This window comes from Bradyrhizobium sp. SUTN9-2 (genome assembly GCF_003122645.1).
Lineage (GTDB): Bacteria > Pseudomonadota > Alphaproteobacteria > Rhizobiales > Xanthobacteraceae > Bradyrhizobium > Bradyrhizobium yuanmingense.
Window position 1 is genome coordinate 6,001,199 of the sequence record NZ_LAXE01000001.1, and the last position, 18,532, is coordinate 6,019,730.

The following is an 18,532-nucleotide window of genomic DNA, read 5'->3' on the forward strand; positions in this document are numbered from 1 at the left end:
GCTGCTTCTTGTCAGCGCGTCAGATCAGCGGAGTTCATCAAGATGGTCTTGCGTCGAGTTGCTGATGGCATCGCCTGAAGCGCGACGAGATTTTGATGAATCGTCATCGTGCGTCAGGTTGTTCTTGACGCATGAGCTTTCCGGAAAACCGCTTCGGCACTTTTCCGGATCATGCTTTAGCCGCGCCGCTTCAAGGCGAAGCCCAAGCTGACCCATCCGGCACCGGCCATGATCAGGTCGATGCCGAGGAACAGGCCGAGGATGTAGACGCTGTTCACCGGCCAGCGCACCAGGATCAGCAGCCCGAGCAGCAGCGTGACGACGGCCGACACCGCCACCCAGCCCCACGGGCTTTCGCGCTTCATGCTGAAGGCGAGAAACAGCCTGACCGCTCCGGAGGCCAGCAGCGAGGCGCCGAGGAACAGCGTGAGCAGAACCGCGGCGAAGAGCGGGTTCGCGAAGGTGAGGAAGCCGGCAACGATGTAGAGCACACCGAGCAAGGCCCAGATCAGGAACTTTCCCCAGCTCTTCATCTGGAATGCGCCGATCACCTCGGTGACGCCGGCGACGATCATCATTGCGCCGACCACGATCACGCTCGCCACCGTTGCCATCACCATGCTGCCGAGCGCGACGAAGCCGGCAATCAGGTAGACGACGCCGAGCGCGACGATCCAGCCCCATTTGGCGTGTAGCGCAGCCATTCCCGAGCCGAGACCGGACGGATGAGACGTATCTGACGCAGTTGTCATGGGCCACTCCTGCATGCGAAGCCCCCGGGCACACGCCATGATAGCACGCACCCGACCGAGACAACACCCAGCAGAGCAGACCTCGCCTGCCGCAACCTTGACGCAAATCAAGATCGAATGCGGCGGGTCAGCGCCGAGCGCAGGTCAATCGTCCGAATTGGCGAGCCCCAGCAGTTCCTGGCGCGTCAGCGCATTGTCGCGGAACACACCCAGCATACGGCTGGTGACGAGATCGGTCCCGGGCTTGTGCGCGCCGCGCGTGGTCATGCAGTGATGTGTCGCCTTGATGATGACCCCGACGCCTTCGGGCTTGAGCACATCGTTGATGGTATTGGCGATTTGCGCGGTCATCTTCTCCTGGATCTGGAGCCGTTTTGCGTAGACGTCCACCACGCGTGCGAGCTTGGAGATGCCGACCACGCGCCCTTGCGGAATATAGGCGACCCAGGCGCGGCCGACGATCGGCGCCATGTGGTGCTCGCAATGGCTCTCGAAGCGAACGCCGCGCAGCACGATCATCTCGTCATAGCCTTCGATTTCCTCGAAAGTCTTCTGCAGAATTTCGGTCGGGTCCTGCGCGTACCCCGAAAAATACTCCTCGAAAGCGCGTGCGACGCGATCAGGTGTCTCGCGCAGACCGTCGCGCGCGGGATCATCGCCGGCCCAGCGGATCATGGTCCGGATCGCCTGTTCGACCTCCGCCCTGTCAGGCCGATCGGTCGGCGTCTGCGCCACGGCGACACGTTCCAGCTTGCGCACTTGTGACTTCATCAAGCTTCTCCCCTGCAACGAGCCCGCATATGGAAGCGGGCCCACAGCTTGGACGGCCGCAATCGGAAAAGGTTCCCGAAAGTCGGGGAAATTTGGGGAACGGATGGATGGCCTAGTGCCGACCCGCCAATCCCCTCATGATGAGGTGCCCCGAGGGCGCCTCGGGGCCGCCTATGACGCAGCCGCTTTCCGCACGTCGATCACGGCCTGAGCCCATTCGGCCGGCCGCTCCTGCGGCAGATTATGACCGGCATCGGTGAAGACGCGCCGCTCGAAAAATGCCTCGAACTTGCGCGCGTGGTGGGCGGTGCCGGAATTGACGCCGTCGCTGTCGCCGTCGACCGCGATCGTCGGGACACGGATCGGCGGCTGCGCGGCGAGCTTTGCCTCGATCCCCGCATAGGCGGGATCGCCGGCCACGAGCGCGTAGCGATGGCGGTAGGAATGGATCACGACATCGACGAAATCGGGATTGTCGAAGGACACGGCGCTTGTCTCGAACGTCGCGTCGTCGAAGGCCCATTTCGGCGACCACATCGTCCAGAGCTGACGGGCAAAGCCGCGGCGGTTGCGCTGCAGCGCGCGGCGGCCGCGCTCGTTGTGGAATAAATATTGATACCAGAACGCCGCCTCCTCCGGCGGCGAAGCCGGCTCCATGGCGAGGGCGATGTTCTGGATATTGTAGGAATTGCCGGAGACGAGACCGACCACGCGCTCCGGATAGAGCGCCGAGACCACACAGGCGGCACGCCCGCCCCAATCGTAGCCGCCGACGACGGCGCGCCTGATACCGAGCGCATCCATGAAGGCCAGGAGATCGGCACCTAACGCCGCCTGCTCGCCGGAGCGCAGCGTCTCAGCGAAGCGAAACCGCGTCGGCCCGTACCCGCGCAGCCAGGGCACCAGCACGCGTGCGCCGGCCTCGGCGAGGATCGGCGCGGTCTCGGCATAGGCGTTCGCGTCATAGGGAAAGCCATGCCCCATGACGCAGGGCCAGCCGTCCGGCGCACCGTATTCGCGATAAGCGATGTCGAGGATATCAGTGGTGATGGTTTTTTGTTGCATGATTTGCTCACGGATGATCTCGTTGCGCAGAGCTCTTGTAGCCCGCATGGAGCGAAGCGCAATGCGGGGACGCCTGTATCCGCGAATCCCGGATTTCGCTTACGCTCCGTCCGGGCTACGAGGCTACAAGGCGCCTATTTCTGCGGACCGGACAGCGAGATGTCACGTTCGGCGCGGAACACGTTGCTGTAGAGGTTGGCGATCCATTGGCGGCCGATCTCGGTCTTGTTGAGATAACCGATCTCGGTCTGGATGTGCGGAGCAACGCTGTTCCAATAGAATTGCGGGTAGCGGTTCACGATGTCGGCGGGCGAGTCGTAGCCGAGCTGGCGGTTGATGCCGACCTCCTCGAACTCGTAATAGAGCGCGTTGGCCTTGCGCAGATAGTTGGGATCGCCGAGCTGGCCGATGAAGTCGGCCGCACGCAGGATCGAGGCTTCGTCGTCGTATTCCTGGCCTTCACGGGCGGGAAAGCGCGTCCCCTCGATGGCGCGGGCAACGCGCTCCGGATCGACTCCCGGGATATGCCGCAGCCTCCGCGTCACGTACAGCTTCGAACGATCGACATGATACATCATCAGGCTCGCGTCCGACGCGCCGCGCGGCAACGAGATTTTGGTTTCGGCCGCATCGATGACGAAACCGTCGGCGTCGTCCTCCTCGAACAGCCCGCGGACATAGCCGATGTCGTGGGCGAGGCAGGCGATCAGGACATGAACGTAATCTTCCGCCGAAAGATGGGTATGAAGGCTTCGGCCGCGGAGGATCGCCTGGGCGGCCAGGGTCACCAGCATCGTATGCTCGATATTGTGGTAGAGCGCATCGCTGTTGCCGATGCATTCCATCGCGGTACGGGTTGCGCTGGCAACGATGCTTGCGGAAGTCTCATCGTACCGGCGGCGCATGAAGTTGCCGAGGAACTGCTCCAGCGATTCAGCTGCCAGTCTGGGTAAGGTTATCATGGACGCAGCCCCGTCCGCCGCTGGTATCCCATGCCATCTCCCGACGTCTCATTCTTGTCGTCGACGCAGCGGGGAGCATAGCCCATCTTGGGCCGGGTAACCAAACTTCGGGGACGGAAAATACGCAAATACCTTACCGTCCCGCTGCGCAACATCACGGTTGCCGTCACAGTTCAGCACAACCCAAAGCGGCGGGAAGGCGGCCGCCGCTCAGGGCGCAGCCAGGATATCGGCGCCGTCGGCCGGGCGCGAAAGGCTTCGGGCCAGGTAGAACAGCTCGACCAGCTTGCCGCGCTTGCCCGCCAGCGAGAAGATGTATTCGGGCGACTCCGCCTCGATTTCCGCGATCGCCACCTTCGCGATCCGGTCGATGCGGCTCGAGCCGTGCTCCCAGACGAAGCCGACGCCAAGCCGGTTGGCGACCGCCTCCAGCATCCCCTCGCGCGTATTGACGATGATCGCCGGACTGGCACGCAGGTTGAGGGCGCGAAACGCCCGGTCGACGGCGCGCTGGGTCGCGGAATCCCGGGTCCGGAACACCAGCGGATATTGCACGAGGCCGGCGATGGACACGCGCGACTGGCGGCTGAGGTCGTGAACGGGATGGCAGATCGCAACGACGCGTTGCTGCACGCAGGGCTCGCGCCGGAAGCGGTTGTCCTGCGGCACCTCCGGCAGTACGGCGACGTCGACGCGCTGGTCGACCACCGCGGCCATGATCGCCGACCAGCTGCCGATCTCGATGTTGATCTGGATCTTCGGATAGAGATTGCGGAACGCCGCGATCAACGCCATGCCGGGCATGGCGTTGCCGAGCCCGATGCGAAGCTCACCCCCCGTGAGCTCGTCGCGCTGCTGCAGGATGGCGAGCGCATCGGCTTCGACCGCCTGCATGCGGCTCGTTGCGGCATAGAGCCGCCGGCACAGCGACGTCGCGATCAGGGTCTGGCCGTGCCGGTCGAACAGCGCCACCCCGAACTCGGCCTCCAGATCCCGCACCAGCTGCGCAACGGCCGGCTGCGACACCCCGAGCCGCCTTGCCGCAGCGGCAAAGCTGCCGGTCTCGAACACCGCATTGACCGCCCGGACACGCGACGACGTCAACGCCACAACAAGCAACCCAAGATCGTTCTTCCCCGTCTTCCGGACCTGAAAGCAAAACTTGGGACGACCATAAGCCGGGCCATTGACCGTTATGTGAATGTCAGACGCGCTTCCTACTCCTCGTGCGCCGCAAACGGGCCAGCAGGGGATCAGCGCGCATGGCGCAAATCGAACTTTCCGCAATCCGCAAGTCCTTTGACGGCACCGACGTCCTGAAAGGCATCGATTTCCGCATCGCCGACGGCGAATTCATCTCGCTGGTCGGCCCGTCCGGCTGCGGCAAGTCGACCCTGCTTCGCATCATTGCCGGGCTCGAGCCGCAAGATTCCGGCGAGGTCCACATCGACGGCCGCCCCGTGGACGGCATTCGCCCGAGCGCGCGAAACCTCGCGATGGTGTTCCAATCCTATGCGCTTTATCCGCATTTGAGCGCCTTCGACAATATCGCGGTGCCGCTGCGGATGCGGCGCCTCTCCGCGATCGAGCGACTGCCACTGCTGGGTGCGCTGCTGCCGGGCCGGCGCGCCAAGGAACGGCACATTCGCGCCGACATCGAAGGCATCGCCGAGCAGCTCGACATCAGCCCATTGCTGCGGCGCAAGCCCGGACAATTGTCCGGCGGACAGCGGCAGCGCGTCGCGGTCGGACGCGCCATGGTGCGATAGCCGGTGGCCTTCCTGTTCGACGAACCGCTCTCCAATCTCGACGCCAAGCTGCGCGTCCACATGCGCGCAGAGCTCGCCGAGCTGCATCGCCGCCTCAAGGCAACGTTCGTCTACGTCACGCACGACCAGGCCGAGGCGATGACGATGTCGAGCCGGATCGCCGTCATGATGGGCGGTGAGCTGATCCAGGCCGGCACGCCGGCCGAGATCTACAACGAGCCCGGCGACATCCGCGTTGCCGAATTCATCGGCAGCCCCAAGATCAACGTCCTCCCCGGCCGGATCCGCAAGGACGGCGGCGTCGATGTGCTGGGGACCGCCTTGAAACTTACGTGCAATGCGGCGGCCGGCGATTGCCGCATCGGGGTCCGCCCGGAGCGGGTCGAGCTCGGCACCGGGCCGTTCTCCGGAACCGTCGTCCATCTGGAGAATCTCGGCGCCGAGGCCTTCGTGCATCTGGCGGTCGAAGGCACCGGGTCGCGCCTGATCGCGCGGCTCGCGGACGTCAAGCATTTGCCGGCGATGGCAAGCTCCGTCGCCTTCGGCTTCGCACCAGACGCGGTGCGGATGTTCGATCCGGCCGGGAAACGGATCGAGCTCAGAGTGGAGCAGGCCGAGCGCATCCGTGAGCCCGCCCATGTCTGACGGCTCCATGACGATCGGGGCCGCCGGCGCTCCCGCGGGCACGACGAGGCGCACGCTGCCGGCCCATGGCAGCAGGCGGAGCCATGCCGCCTACGCGCTGGTGACGCCGGCCGCCGCGCTCATGCTGGTCATGCTGCTCGGCCCGCTCGCCGGCGTGATCGCCCTCTCCTTCACCGACTATCAGCTCGGCGCGCCGCATTTCTCCTGGATCGGGCTCGCCAACTACCAGGACCTGTTCGCCGACAAGGTGTTCTGGACCGCGCTGCGCAACACGCTGACTTACGTCGTGATCGTGGTGCCCGGCGCCGTGATCGCCGGCCTTGCGATCGCGCTGCTGATCCAGAGCGGCACCAGCCTGCGCAGCCTCTACCGGACGATCTATTTCCTGCCAGTCATGGCGACCCTGATCGCGATGGCGGTGGTGTGGGAATTCATGCTGCATCCGCAATTCGGCCTGGTGAACGGGCTTCTCCGCGGCGCGGGCCTGCCGGCCTTCGCATGGCTCCAGGACCGCAGCACCGCCCTCTATGCGCTGTGCGCGATCGGCATCTGGCAGGCCGTCGGCTTCAACATGGTGCTGTTCCTCGCCGGCCTCGTCTCCATTCCCAAGCAGCTCTACGAGGCGGCCGAGATCGACGGCGCCTCGAGCGGCTGGGCACGCTTCCGCCTCGTGACCTGGCCGATGCTGGGGCCGGTCACGACCTTCGTCGTCGTGATCTCCGGCATCCGCTCGTTCCAGGTGTTCGACACCGTGCACGTCTTGACCAAGGGCGGCCCGTCGAAATCCACCGAGGTTCTGATCCACACGATGTACACGGAAGGCTTCGAATTCTTCCGCTCGGGCTATGCCGCGGCCATCACCGTCGTCTTCCTGGTCTTCGTCCTCGCGCTCACCCTGATCAAATCGAGGCTCGCCGATCGCGGCGTGCACTACACATGAGCAACGCGCATCCCATCCCAGTCCGGGCGATCCTCCGCCACGTGCTGCTGATCGCGGGCGCCGCGCTCATGCTGGCCCCCTTCATCTGGATGATCTCGACCGCATCCAAGCCGCAGACCGAGATCTTCTCCAGCGAATTGCACCTGATCCCGCACCAGTTCGCGCTTGTCGAGAATCTGCGCGAGGCCTTCGCCAAGGCCAATCTGCTGCGCTTCCTGCTCAACGGAATCATCGTCACGGTCTCGATCTTCGTGTTGCAGGTGATGGTGGCGCTGCCGGCGGCCTACGCGCTGGCAAAACTTCGCTTCCTCGGCCGCGAGACGCTGTTCGCGCTGGTGCTGTTCGGGATCCTGATCCCGCCGCAGGCGACCGCGATCCCGGTCTTCCTGCTGCTGCACAAGATCGGCCTGCTCGACAGCTATGCCGCGCTGGTGCTGCCCTTCACGATCTCGGTGTTCGGCATCTTCCTGATGCGCCAGTTCTTCAAGACCGTGCCCGACGATCTCGTCGACGCCGCGCGCATGGACGGCATCTCCGAATTCGGCATCGTCTGGCGGGTGATGCTGCCGGCCGCGATTCCCGCAGTGACCGCCTTCGGCATCTTCTCCGTGGTCGCGCATTGGAACGACTATTTCTGGCCGCTGATCGTGCTCAACAGCGAGCATTTGCGCACGCCGCCGCTCGCGGTCGCCCATTTCCGCAACAGCGAGGCCGGCACCAGCTACGGCCCGCTGATGGCGGCGGCGATGGTGATCATCGCGCCGCTCGTCATCGCTTTCCTCTTTGCCCAGCGCCGTTTCATCGAGGGCATCACCCTCACCGGGATCAAGTAGCCACGTCACCTCAAACAAGGAGTCTATCATGCTGAAGACCATCATCGCCGCGGCGGCTCTGTCGCTTGCGGCCGGATCTGCGCTCGCGCAGACAAAGACCGAGATCGTGATGCAATATCCCTATCCGGAGCTGTTCACCGAGACGCACAAGCGCATCGCCGAGGAATTCGCCAAGGTGCGCCCGGAGATCAAGATCACGATGCGGGCGCCTTACGAATCCTACGAGGACGGCACCCAGAAGGTGCTGCGCGAGGCCGTGACCAATCAGATGCCTGACGTCTCGTTCCAGGGCTTGAACCGCATCCGCGTCCTGGTCGACAAGAACATCCCGGCCGAGCTCGACGGCTACATCGCCGCGGAGAAGGATTTCGACAAGCAGGGCTTCCACCAGGCGATGTTCGACATCGGCACCGCCAGCGGCAAGGTCTACGCCCTGCCCTTCGCGATCTCGCTGCCGATCGTCTACGTCAACCTCGACCTGGTCAAGCAGGCCGGCGGCGACGTGAACAATCTGCCGAAGAGCTGGGACGAGCTGATCGCGCTGGCCAAGAAGATCAAGGCGCTCGGCAACGACACCAACGGCGTCACCTATGCCTGGGACATCACCGGCAACTGGCTGTGGCAAGCGCCGGTGTTCGCGCGCGGCGGCACCATGCTCAATGCCGACGAGACCAAGGTCGCGTTCGACGGAGCGGAAGGCAAGTTCGCCATCAATACGATCGCGCGGCTCGTCAACGAGGCCGGCATGCCCAATCTCGACCAGCCGTCGATGCGCGCGGCGTTCGCGGCCGGCAAGACCGGCTTCCACGTCACCTCGACCTCGGACCTCAACAAGGTCACGCAGATGACCGGCGGCAAGTTCGCGCTGAAGACGATTCCGTTCCCGGACGTCGCCTCCACCAAGGGCAGGCTGCCGGCCGGCGGCAACGTCGTGCTGATCCTCGCCAAGGACAAGGCCAAGCGCGATGCCGCCTGGGAAGCGGTGAAATTCTGGACCGGCCCCAAGGGCGCCGCGATCATGGCGGAGACCACCGGTTACATGCCGCCGAACAAGGTCGCCAACGAGGTCTATCTGAAGGACTTCTACGTCAAGAACCCCAACAACTACACCGCGGTCAGCCAGCTCGCGCTGCTCACCAAATGGTACGCCTTCCCCGGCGACAACGGCCTGAAGATCACCGACGTGATCAAGGATCATCTCAATTCGATCATCTCGGGCGCCCGCGCAAAGGAGCCGGAGGCCGTCCTCGCCGACATGACGGCTGACGTGCAGAAGCTGCTGCCGAAGACCACAGGCGCGGCGCGCTGACCATCCTCACATCCCCCGGCACGGGACGCCCTCGGCGTCCCGTGCCGCCTCGATGACCGGAGCTGGCGATGAAACTGCTGCATCTGAGCGACATTCACCTGACGGCGCCCGGTGCGACCATCGGCGGCCGCGATCCGCGCGTCAATTTCGAGCGGGCGCTGGCGCATGCGCTGCACGATCATCACGACGCCGAATTGATGGTGATCACCGGCGACCTCTCGGATTGGGGCGATCTCGCCGATTATCAATGGCTCAAGCAGCGCCTCGACGCATATCCGCTGCCGGTGCGGCTGTGCATCGGCAACCACGACCGGCGCGCCGCCTTCCTGAGCGTGTTCCCCGACCTCGCCGACGAGAACGGCTTCGTCCAGGGCATCCACGATACGGCTGCCGGCCGCTGCCTGTTCCTCGACACCGCCCATCCGGAAACGCACGCCGGCCGCTATTGCGACGATCGTCTCGGCTGGCTCGAGGCCCGGCTTACCGAGCATGACGGGCCGTTCCTGCTTTTCATGCACCATAACCCGATGCCTGTGCATCTCGTCCCGTTCGACCAGATCGGCCTGCTCGACGAGGCTCCAATCCGGCATCTCGTCAGTCGCCACCGGGCCAAGATCCGCCACGTATTCTTCGGGCATTGCCACTTGCCTCTCGCAGGCTCGATTGCAGGCGTCCCCGTCTCGTCGCTGCGCGGCACCAACCATGCGAGCTTTCCGCTGTTCTCCGAGACGAAGCTGCTGAGCGCCTGCGACCTGCCGCAATCCTACGGCGTCGCATTTTTTGGGGAGGACTATGTGACCGTGCACATGGTGGAATACGGCTACGACGGTCCGATCCGCATCCAAGGTTCGCCCGACTACAAGGCCTGGGATCGCGAGACCATGGTGCGGTGACGGCGAGCGCCGACCCTTTCCAGGGGCGCGTATTCATAAGCCCGCGCTGCACTCCTTGGAGAGTCCGCTCCACCTCGATAGCAGCGCGCTGGCGTCCTCGCCCGGGTCGGAGATGGGCCAGAAGCTGACATCCGATGTGAGGCTACAAGGATCGGCGGAAATTTCGGGGCGTCGTGCCGACAATTCTGCGGAAAGTCTGGGCGAAAGCCGACGGCGTTGAATATCCGACTGCGAGCGCAACTTCACTGATCGATAGATTTGGATCATTCAGCAGGCGTTGCGCAAGCAACATGCGTTGCCGAGTTAGCCAGACATGCGGCGTCAATCCTGTCGAGAGACGGAACGCCGAGCAAAAATGATAGCGGCTGCGGCCGACCAGGGACGCAAGTTCGTCAAGGCCGATCGGCTTGTCGAGATGCGCCAGCATGTATTCGGTCACACGCCTGAGCTGCCAGCGCGCGAGCCCGCCGCGAGTATAAGCGAGGCTCTGCGGCATCTGCACTATGCTGTGCGAACGCAATAGCTGGATGCAGAGTAGGTCAACCGCGCGATCGACCAGCAACTTTGCCGAAGGATCGACAATGACGTCGGGGTCGCTGAGGATTGCAAGAAGCTGTGAGGTCACAGCGTCTTCGCTGCCGACGCGTGGCGCCAGCTCTACCTTGCCTCGCCCACCGATGAGTGTTCGGCAATGCTCCAGTCGTTCGTTGGTGAGATAGACATGGGACACGTGGAGCGGTCCTTCAACTTCCCAATCTCCATCATGCCGGTCGGGAATCACAGTGATAGAATTCGGCCGCAGCGGGGCAGAGAGCCGCCGTCGCTCAACCGTCCACGCACTGTGCTGAGGCTCTCCATAGTAGGTGCCGACAAGGTGTCCGGGCATGCCTGGGGCATAGCCATAACGCGTGCCGCGAACAAAACGATGAGTGAGTTGTGTGCCGCAGTTTAACTGGATGGGTGCCAAAGGCGGCGGGGCTTCCGATAGCAGCCGGACCATCGTCTGAAAAGGATTTCGATCAGGCATCGCTTTGGTTATGTCATATTTGGCCGCACCCGCGACAGGCGCTTCATCGACATACCATGTTTCACGACATGGCGGGAATGGAAGCTGCGGTCGAAATGTCGCAATGTCTGGCTGATTGCACAAATAGTGCGCATGATTGACTTCGCGGTATCGAGACAACTCCGATGGCAAGTGGCACGTGGGTTGGGCTTGATCTCATTGCGCCCGGTCTACCACTCACAGCTGGGCTGCCTTGGCCGCGATGGGCGAGAAGCAGAGTCCACAGGCGCGGGCGCCAATTCGTCGCAAGATTGCGATAGTCGCCGCAATATCGGAACGGTGCGTCCGTCGGGATCATGGCCTACTAGGCCGGATCGTCCGAGGGGATCCCGACCACCATGACAAACCAAGAACCGTTCGCCGCCGCCGGTGCTGAGAGCGAAACCACGCGGGAAGGAGTATCGCGCCGTTCGGTCCTGCTGACCGTCGGGGGAGCGGCTTCCATGGCGGTGGTGCCCGAACTCGCCGTACAATCGGCATCGGCCAGCAGGCTATCCGCATCAACGTCACGGGTTCGCCTGGCAGTGAACGGGATGCGGCACGAGCTCGACTTGGATACGCGGCAATCCCTGCTCGACCTTCTGCGCGAAGATCTCGGTCTCACCGGTACGAAGAAGGGCTGCAATCAGGGCGCCTGCGGCGCTTGCACCATCCTTCTCAACGGCAGGCGGGTCGTGTCGTGTCTGACGCTGGCTGCGATGCATGACGGGGCCATTGTCGAGACGATCGAGGGTCTCGAGAAGAATGGTGAGCTTCATCCGCTCCAGAGCGCGTTCGTCGAGCACGACGGCTTGCAGTGCGGCTTCTGTACCCCCGGGCAGATCATGTCGGCCGTCGGCTGCATCGCCGAAGGCCATGCGGGCTCGCCAGAGGACATTCGGTTCTGGATGAGCGGCAATATCTGTCGCTGCGGGGCGTATCCCGGGATCGTCGCCGCCGTTGCCGACGCCGCCAAGAGGGTCTGACCATGCTCCCGTTCACGATCGAGAAGGTGACCTCCATCGAGGCCGCCGTCGCCGCCGCATCCTCCGGAGGCCGCCTCATCGCCGGCGGCACGACATTGGTCGATCTCATGCGCGACGAGGTGGAGCAGCCACAGCAGCTCGTCGACATCAACGCGCTTCCCCTGTCCGGTATTCGCGTCGACCGGTCCGACCTCGTCATCGGCGCGCTCGCGCGGATGGCCGACATCGCCGCCCATTCCGATGTTCAGCGTCTTTACCCGCTGATCTCCGAGAGCCTGATCGAGGGCGCCTCGCCGCAACTGCGCAACATGGCCTCGATCGGCGGCAACCTGCTCCAGCGCGTGCGCTGCCCCTACTTTCGGATGCTCGACGCATCCTGCAACAAGCGCAGCCCTGGCTCGGGTTGCGCCGCACGCGACGGCCTGAATGCCGGTCACGCCATTCTCGGCACCAGCGATCACTGCGTGGCGACGCACCCCTCGGACGTTGCGGTCGCGCTGGTCGCGCTCGATGCCACTATGCGGGTCAGGGGGCCGAAGGGCGAGCGCACTTTCCCGGTCGAGGAGCTGTTTCGCTTGCCCGGCGACACTCCCCATCTCGAACACACGCTGCTGCCGGGCGAGCTCATCGTTGAAGTGCGGGTCCCCGGGGGGCCTGATAGCCGCCGGGCGCGCTATCTCAAGGTGCGCGACCGCGCGTCCTACGAATTTGCGCTGGTCTCCGCGGCAGCGGCGCTCGACGTCGTGGACGGCGTGATCCGCGGCGCGCGGCTCGCGGTTGGCGGGGTCGGCACCCGACCTTGGCGCATGCGCGCGGTGGAAGCGGCGCTGATCGGCAAGGTACCGGGCCGGCAGGTGTTTGAGGCGGCCGCCCGATCGGCGTTGGAAGGGGCCCGCCCGCTGTCCGGCAATCATTACAAACTCGAACTCCTGCCGCGGACGATCGTCCGCGCCTTCGAAATGACGGGAGGAATTGCATGACCATCACCGTCATCGGACAGCCGCTGCCCCGTGTGGATGGCCGTGCCAAGGTCACGGGCTCCGCGCGGTACGCGGCCGATTTTAATCAGCCCGGCCAGGCCTATGCCGTGATCGTCAGCGCCACAATAGGGCTTGGACAAGTGACCGGCGTGGACAGCGCGGCGGTCGAGAAGATGCCGGGCGTTCTCGCCGTCCTCTCGCATCTCAACGCGCCACGCCTGGCGTACCGCCCGCACAAGAGCTACATCGATCCGGCGACGGGCGAGCGGCTGCATATGCTGCAGGACGACCATGTGCGCTTCCACGGACAGCCGGTGGCGCTCGTCGTTGCCGCAACCATTGCGCAGGCGGAGCGCGCCGCCGCGGCGCTGCGCCTCACCTACAAGGCCGAGCGGCCAATCATCGATTCCGCAGGTCCCGAAGCCCGTCCCATCGTGCCGGAGGCTGGCAAACAGCCGGACGCCCGGCTGCCCGCCGACAAGGCGCGCGGAAGTGCGGATAAGGCCCTGGCCGACGCGCCGGTGAAGGTCGATGAGACCTATGACATCGCGCGCGAGAACCACAATCCGATGGAGCCGCATGCGACGATCGCCAGCTGGAACGGCGACCGCCTGACGCTTTGGAGCAAGAGCCAGTTCGTCGTCAACGAGCAGGCCGAGATCGCGGCGATCTTCGGTCTGTCGCCCGAAAAAGTGACGGTGATCTGCCCGTTCATCGGCGGGGCCTTCGGGACCTCGCTCAGAACCTGGCCCCATGTGACGCTCGCGGCCATGGCCGCCCGGCACGTGGGGCGCCCGGTGAAGCTCGTCCTGACGCGCAAGCAGATGTTCTTCACCACCGGACATCGGCCGCGCACGGTGCAGAGGATCGCTCTCGGCGCCACGGCGGACGGAACGCTCATCAGCGTGGTGCACGAAGGCACGGGCGAGACCAGTCGCTACGAAGAATTCATGGAAGCTCTGACCTCGGTCACGACGTTCCTCTACTCCTCGCCCAACGTGCGGACGCGCTACCGTCTGGTCCCGCTCGATACCGGAACGCCAAACCACATGCGTGGCCCTGGCGAGGCCAGCGGCGTTTTCGCGCTCGAATGCGCCATGGACGAGTTGGCTTATAAGCTTCGCCTGGATCCGATCGATCTGCGGCGCCGGAACGAGCCGGAGATCGACGAGGGAGAAAACAAGCCCTTCTCCAGCCGATCGCTGATGAAATGCTACGATCTCGGGGCCGAACGGTTCGGCTGGTCGCGCCGTACGCCCGAACCGCGCTCGATGCGCGACGGCCGCCTGCTGATCGGGATGGGAGTAGCCTCGGCAAGCTATCCCGCCTTTCACGCACCGGCCACTGCGCGGGCGCGGCTGCTTCGCGACGGGACAGCCGAGGTCGAGATCGCGGCCAGCGACATGGGTCCGGGCACCTATACGTCGATGACGCAGGTCGCCGCCGAGACTCTCGGGCTCCCTGTCGAAAAGGTGCGCTTCAGCCTTGGTCGCTCCGATTATCCGCCTGCCCCATCCCACGGCGGCTCTTGGACCATGGCCTCGGTGGGCTCCGCGATCCGCGCTGCCTGCATCGCCGTGCGAGAACAGGCCGCGAAGAGCCGGAACGATCGGCCGATCGAAGCCACGGCGTCGTCTAAACGGGATCCCGAGGCTGCCGCCAGGTTCTCGATGCACTCGTTCGGCGCCGTCTTCGTCGAGGTCGCCGTCGATCCCGACGTCGGCACGATCCGCGTTCGCCGCGCGGTCGGCGCCTATGGCATCGGCCGCGTCGTCAACCCGCGTCTCGCCCACAGCCAATGCACCGGCGGCATGGTCGGCGGCATCGGTATGGCGCTGATGGAGCGCACCGTTCTCGACGCGCGCGACGGCCGGCCGGTCAACGCTCACATGGCCGACTACCTGATGCCCGTCAACCTGGACATTCCCCAGATCGAAGCGCACTTCGTCGAGGAGGCTGATCCGCACGTCAATGAACTCGGGGTCAAGGGTCTCGGCGAAATCGCCCTGGTCGGTATCGCCCCCGCGATCGCAAACGCCGTCTTTCATGCGACCGGCAAGCGCGTCCGCACCCTGCCGATCCGGATCGAAGACGTGCTGACCGCTTAGCGCTGTAAAGAGGGTGGCATACGCCACTCCTGGGCATGTGGTTGTGCTGCATCGAAGAGGCTGACGTACCCACCCTACGCCACCAGCAGCACGTCGACGGCGACGCCGAGCTTCTGCTTGGGCGAGCCGACGATGATGCCGTCGACCGGCGAGACGTCGGAAAAATCGCGTCCCATTGCGAGCACGATGTGATCGTTGCCGATGAGGAGATCGTTGGTCGGATCGAGATCGACCCAGCCAAGCTCGGCCCCGCACCAGAGAGACACCCAGGCATGGGTGGCGTCGGCCCCTTGCAGCCGCGGCTGGCCCGGCGGCGGAATGGTGCGCAGATAGCCGCTGACATAGGCCGCCGGCAGGCCGAGCCCGCGCAGCCCGGCAATCATGACATGGGCAAAGTCCTGGCAGACGCCGTGACGCTTGTCGAAGACTTCGTCGAGCGGCGTCGAGATCACGGTCGCCTTCGGATCGTAGCGGAATTCGCCGCGGATGCGTCGCATCAGGTCGACGGCGCCGGTGAGGATGCCCACGCCGGGCGGAAAGCTCACCCCGGCATAGGCGCTGACCGGGCGCAGCACCGGCACCAGGGGGCTGGCAAAGACATAACCGACCGGCGAGGACGGCCCGAGGCTGGTGGCTTCAAACGCGATGTCGCGGACGCTCTCCCAGGGCGGGCTGACCGCATCGCGCGCCGGCGGTCGGCGCGAGATCGAAACCCGGGAGCGCGAGTCGATGCGCAGATTGCGATGCGCGGCTTCGATCGTCACGCTCTCGGTCAGCGTGCCGAAGAAGTCGCGCCGCACATTGCGCTCGGCCGGGCGCGGTTGGATCTCGACCTCGTGCGAGATCAGCTCCTGGCCGACGCCGATTCTGGGCTCCAGCCGCAGCGTGCAGCGGGCGAAGCTGACGGGATTCTCGTACTCGTAGGTGGTGACGTGACGGATGTCGTAGATCACGCCAGCCCCGTCAGCTTTTCCGGCCGGCTGGCATTGGGACCGTGCGGGAAGTAGTGCTGCCCGATCGCCTCGCCGAGGCTGAGCAGATCCTGCTCCAGGGCGAACAGCGTCTTGACCTCGAGCTTCTCGGCCTCGGCGGTCGCGAGCATCGCCTGCATCGCCACGGCGAGACGCTGCGGTTTCTCGATCAGGCCATGCTCCTTCAGGCTCGGCAGCGCCGCAATGTGCTCGTTCAGCGTCGTCACCTGAAACGCCACCGAACGCGGATTGTAGCCGTCGAGCACCGCGAGGTCGCGCACCGGGGCCAGAATGGGCGCCAGCAGATAACGCGAGCGGTAGGTGATCTGGCAATCCACCAGCGTCAGCAGGATGTCGAGATCCTCGTCGCCGGCCTCGTCATAGGCGAACTGGCGGGTGAAGCGCGTGGTGTTGATGGCGCGCTCGATGCGGCGGCCGATGTCGAGGAAGCGCCAGCCCGCGGCGCGGTTCATGTTCTCCTGCGCGAGCCCTGCGAAGCTCGCCAGCTCCTGCAAGGTCAGCTCGGCGGCGCTCAGCACGCTGTCGTCGTCCTCCACCTCGATGGCGAGGCGCTCGGCCATCTCGGTGATCACCTGCCAGGCATCGGGCGACAGCCGCTCGCGCAAGGAGGTCGCCGTGCGCTGCGCCGCCCTCACCAGCGACAGGGCCGAGCCGAAACGCTCCGCGCCCTGCAGCGCTTCGGCGACGATACGCCCCGCGGCCGTGCGCGAGGATTGCGAGACCGCGCCCCAGGCGACAAGGAGGCGCTGGATGCGTTCGGCCGATTGCACCGAGGCCGCCGTGCCCTTGTTCGGCCCGCTCGGCGAGCCCAAAGCGCGCACCAGCCGCAGCGTCGCCTCGGCGCGCTCGAGATAGCGGCCGAGCCAGAACAGATTGTCGGCGGCGCGGCTCGGCAGCACGCCAGCGATGCGGCGGATGCGCACCTTGTCGGTCGCCGGCAGGAGCGTCGCGGTCGCGACCTGCTTGTCGGAGACGACCCAGACGTCGGCGGCGCGCGCGCCGTCGCCCATCGACACCGCGCGCGCGTCCGGCTGCTCGGCGATGCGGCAGAAGCCGCCGGGCATGATGGCCCAGCCGTCCGGCGTGGCGGCGGCGAACACGCGCAGGACGAAGGGCCGCGGCGTGAGCTGCCCGTGCTCCCACACCGGCATGGTCGAGAGCCGCACCACCTCCTGGCCGACATAGTCCATGCCGCGCGCGCTGATCGCATCGATCAGGCGCTGCCGTCCGCTGGCGTCGAGCTCGCTCGCGAGCACCGGACCATTGCTGTCGAAACCGGGAACGCCGCGCCGATAGGCGCCTTCGATCGCGACCTCGTCGAGCCGCGCCAGCACCTCGTCGCGCGCCACGCGCTGGCCGCACCACCAGGTCGCGATGTGCGGCATCTTCAGGTCTTCGCCGAGCAGGCGGCGGCTCAGGGCCGGCAGGAAGCCGAGCAGCGCCCGCGCCTCCAAAACGCCCGAGCCCGGCATGTTGGCGACGACGACGCCGTCCTTGCGCAGCACGTCGATCAGGCCGGGCACACCGAGCCGGGAGGAGGCATCGAGCTCGAGGGGGTCGAGCGAGTTGGAATCGACCCGGCGCAAGAGCACATCCAGCCGCTTCAGGCCGGCGACGGTGCGGATGTGGACGCGGTCGTCGCTGACCGCGAGATCGTCGCCCTCGACCAGGAGGAAGCCGAGATAGCGCGCCAGCGTCGCGTGCTCGAAATAGGTCTCGCTGAAGCTGCCGGGGGTGAGCACGCCGATCCTGGGCTCGTCGCGATCGGCGCGCGCGCGCAAGCTGTCGCGGAACGCCTCGAAGAACGGCGCGACGCGCGGCACGTTCATCGACTTGTAGAGATCGGAGAAGGCGCGCGACAGCACCAGGCGGTTCTCCAGCGCGTAGCCCGCACCCGATGGCGCCTGGGTGCGGTCGCCGAGCACCCACCAGCGGCCGTCGGGCCCGCGGCCGACATCGGCGGCATAGATCGAGAGATAACGTCCGCCGGGCGGCGGCACGCCGCAGACCGGACGGAGATATTCGGGACTGCCGGCGATCGCCGCGGCCGGGAGCGCGCCTTCGGCCACGAGGCGCCCCTCGCCATAAATGTCGCGCAGCACGCGCTCGAGCAGCTCGGCGCGCTGGGTGATGCCGGCGCAAAGCTGCTGCCAGTCGGCCTCGTCGATCAAAAGCGGCAGATGGCTGATCGACCAGGGCCGGTCGGCGCTATCGCCGGGCGCGCGGTAGGTGACGCCGGCCTCGCGGAGATGGCGATCGGCCATGCCGAAGCGGCGCTCGATCTCGTCGGGCGCCAGCGCGCCGAAGGCGTCGAAGAAGCGGCTCCAGACCGCGCGCGGCGCACCGTCGGGCCCCAGGAACTCGTCGGGGATGCCGGGCAGGCGGCTATAGTCGCGGACCCACTGCGCAATCCGCTGCTGGGCATTTGCCCTGCCCGCCTGGTCGTTGTCTTCGGCTGCGCCCTCGCCCATGGGCCTTTCCC

Annotated in this window: 15 protein-coding genes and 1 pseudogene; 8 read left to right on the forward strand and 8 right to left on the reverse strand. The window is 65.6% G+C overall.

The window, feature by feature from the left end:
* Positions 1–176: 176 nt before the first annotated feature.
* The 5 genes from XF30_RS27800 to XF30_RS27820 all read right to left on the reverse strand — a co-directional run bounded on the left by XF30_RS27800 (position 177) and on the right by XF30_RS27820 (position 4,660).
* On the reverse strand, positions 177–752 hold the full coding sequence (locus XF30_RS27800) for an HdeD family acid-resistance protein (protein WP_036006124.1): 576 nt from the start codon (positions 750–752) through the stop codon (positions 177–179).
* A gap of 144 nt (positions 753–896) precedes the next feature.
* Entirely contained in the window at positions 897–1,523 is a 627-nt protein-coding gene (gene folE / locus XF30_RS27805; protein ID WP_109144434.1) for a GTP cyclohydrolase I FolE, read from the reverse strand.
* A 171-nt stretch (positions 1,524–1,694) separates the two neighbouring features.
* Entirely contained in the window at positions 1,695–2,588 is an 894-nt protein-coding gene (locus tag XF30_RS27810; protein ID WP_109145877.1) for an alpha/beta fold hydrolase, read from the reverse strand.
* A gap of 134 nt (positions 2,589–2,722) precedes the next feature.
* Positions 2,723–3,550: an HD domain-containing protein gene (locus tag XF30_RS27815; protein WP_036006127.1), complete on the reverse strand. Its 828-nt coding sequence runs from the start codon at positions 3,548–3,550 to the stop codon at positions 2,723–2,725.
* Positions 3,551–3,760: 210 nt separating this feature from the next.
* Positions 3,761–4,660 carry a LysR family transcriptional regulator gene (locus XF30_RS27820; protein WP_109144435.1) on the reverse strand — a complete coding sequence of 300 codons (900 nt, stop codon included), beginning with the start codon at positions 4,658–4,660 and terminating at the stop codon, positions 3,761–3,763.
* Between the two features lie 152 nt (positions 4,661–4,812).
* On the opposite strand from XF30_RS27820, the pseudogene XF30_RS40205 reads away from it, so the two are divergent.
* From XF30_RS40205 to XF30_RS27845, 5 genes and pseudogenes are all read left to right on the forward strand, one after another.
* Positions 4,813–5,964 (forward strand): annotated as a pseudogene (locus XF30_RS40205) (ABC transporter ATP-binding protein).
* Positions 5,957–6,904 carry a carbohydrate ABC transporter permease gene (locus tag XF30_RS27830; RefSeq protein WP_057027128.1) on the forward strand — a complete coding sequence of 316 codons (948 nt, stop codon included), beginning with the start codon at positions 5,957–5,959 and terminating at the stop codon, positions 6,902–6,904. Before XF30_RS40205 ends, XF30_RS27830 begins: the two are co-directional and overlap by 8 nt.
* Positions 6,901–7,737 carry a carbohydrate ABC transporter permease gene (locus XF30_RS27835; RefSeq protein WP_109144436.1) on the forward strand — a complete coding sequence of 279 codons (837 nt, stop codon included), beginning with the start codon at positions 6,901–6,903 and terminating at the stop codon, positions 7,735–7,737. The genes XF30_RS27830 and XF30_RS27835 overlap by 4 nt, the downstream gene beginning before the upstream one ends.
* A 28-nt stretch (positions 7,738–7,765) precedes the next feature.
* On the forward strand, positions 7,766–9,046 hold the full coding sequence (locus XF30_RS27840; RefSeq protein WP_109144437.1) for an ABC transporter substrate-binding protein: 1,281 nt from the start codon (positions 7,766–7,768) through the stop codon (positions 9,044–9,046).
* Between the two features lie 68 nt (positions 9,047–9,114).
* The gene (locus XF30_RS27845) at positions 9,115–9,939 is read left to right on the forward strand and encodes a metallophosphoesterase (RefSeq protein WP_109144438.1); all 825 of its coding nucleotides are present in this window, start codon (positions 9,115–9,117) and stop codon (positions 9,937–9,939) included.
* Positions 9,940–10,081: 142 nt separating this feature from the next.
* Here the strand turns inward: XF30_RS27845 and XF30_RS27850 are convergent, their stop codons facing one another.
* On the reverse strand, positions 10,082–10,669 hold the full coding sequence (locus XF30_RS27850; RefSeq protein ID WP_158284419.1) for a helix-turn-helix domain-containing protein: 588 nt from the start codon (positions 10,667–10,669) through the stop codon (positions 10,082–10,084).
* A 674-nt stretch (positions 10,670–11,343) separates the two neighbouring features.
* Here XF30_RS27850 and XF30_RS27855 point away from each other — a divergent pair.
* Genes XF30_RS27855 through XF30_RS27865 form a run of 3 tightly spaced genes read left to right on the forward strand, consistent with a single transcriptional unit; the run spans position 11,344 to position 15,058 of the window.
* Entirely contained in the window at positions 11,344–11,970 is a 627-nt protein-coding gene (locus XF30_RS27855) for a (2Fe-2S)-binding protein (RefSeq protein ID WP_109144440.1), read from the forward strand.
* 2 nt (positions 11,971–11,972) lie between these two features.
* The gene (locus XF30_RS27860; protein ID WP_036006148.1) at positions 11,973–12,950 is read left to right on the forward strand and encodes an FAD binding domain-containing protein; all 978 of its coding nucleotides are present in this window, start codon (positions 11,973–11,975) and stop codon (positions 12,948–12,950) included.
* Positions 12,947–15,058: a xanthine dehydrogenase family protein molybdopterin-binding subunit gene (locus tag XF30_RS27865; RefSeq protein WP_109144441.1), complete on the forward strand. Its 2,112-nt coding sequence runs from the start codon at positions 12,947–12,949 to the stop codon at positions 15,056–15,058. The genes XF30_RS27860 and XF30_RS27865 overlap by 4 nt, the downstream gene beginning before the upstream one ends.
* Positions 15,059–15,132: 74 nt before the next feature.
* On the opposite strand, the gene XF30_RS27870 is transcribed toward XF30_RS27865, so the two are convergent.
* Both XF30_RS27870 and XF30_RS27875 read right to left on the reverse strand, forming a co-directional pair.
* Positions 15,133–16,011, reverse strand: coding sequence for a transglutaminase family protein (locus XF30_RS27870; RefSeq protein ID WP_109144442.1), 879 nt, complete (start codon positions 16,009–16,011; stop codon positions 15,133–15,135).
* Complete coding sequence (locus tag XF30_RS27875) at positions 16,008–18,521, reverse strand: circularly permuted type 2 ATP-grasp protein (protein WP_109144443.1); 2,514 nt, start codon at positions 18,519–18,521, stop codon at positions 16,008–16,010. The genes XF30_RS27870 and XF30_RS27875 overlap by 4 nt, the downstream gene beginning before the upstream one ends.
* Between the last annotated feature and the right edge of the window lie 11 nt (positions 18,522–18,532).

Bases quoted from the DNA above. Each gene is read 5' to 3' on its own strand.
- XF30_RS27800 (WP_036006124.1), bottom strand. From the start codon at position 752: ATGACAACTGCGTCAGATACGTCTCATCCGTCCGGTCTCGGCTCGGGA.
- folE (WP_109144434.1), bottom strand. From the start codon at position 1,523: ATGAAGTCACAAGTGCGCAAGCTGGAACGTGTCGCCGTGGCGCAGACG.
- XF30_RS27810 (WP_109145877.1), bottom strand. From the start codon at position 2,588: ATGCAACAAAAAACCATCACCACTGATATCCTCGACATCGCTTATCGC.
- XF30_RS27815 (WP_036006127.1), bottom strand. From the start codon at position 3,550: ATGATAACCTTACCCAGACTGGCAGCTGAATCGCTGGAGCAGTTCCTC.
- XF30_RS27830 (WP_057027128.1), top strand. From the start codon at position 5,957: ATGTCTGACGGCTCCATGACGATCGGGGCCGCCGGCGCTCCCGCGGGC.
- XF30_RS27835 (WP_109144436.1), top strand. From the start codon at position 6,901: ATGAGCAACGCGCATCCCATCCCAGTCCGGGCGATCCTCCGCCACGTG.
- XF30_RS27840 (WP_109144437.1), top strand. From the start codon at position 7,766: ATGCTGAAGACCATCATCGCCGCGGCGGCTCTGTCGCTTGCGGCCGGA.
- XF30_RS27845 (WP_109144438.1), top strand. From the start codon at position 9,115: ATGAAACTGCTGCATCTGAGCGACATTCACCTGACGGCGCCCGGTGCG.
- XF30_RS27855 (WP_109144440.1), top strand. From the start codon at position 11,344: ATGACAAACCAAGAACCGTTCGCCGCCGCCGGTGCTGAGAGCGAAACC.
- XF30_RS27860 (WP_036006148.1), top strand. From the start codon at position 11,973: ATGCTCCCGTTCACGATCGAGAAGGTGACCTCCATCGAGGCCGCCGTC.
- XF30_RS27865 (WP_109144441.1), top strand. From the start codon at position 12,947: ATGACCATCACCGTCATCGGACAGCCGCTGCCCCGTGTGGATGGCCGT.
- XF30_RS27875 (WP_109144443.1), bottom strand. From the start codon at position 18,521: ATGGGCGAGGGCGCAGCCGAAGACAACGACCAGGCGGGCAGGGCAAAT.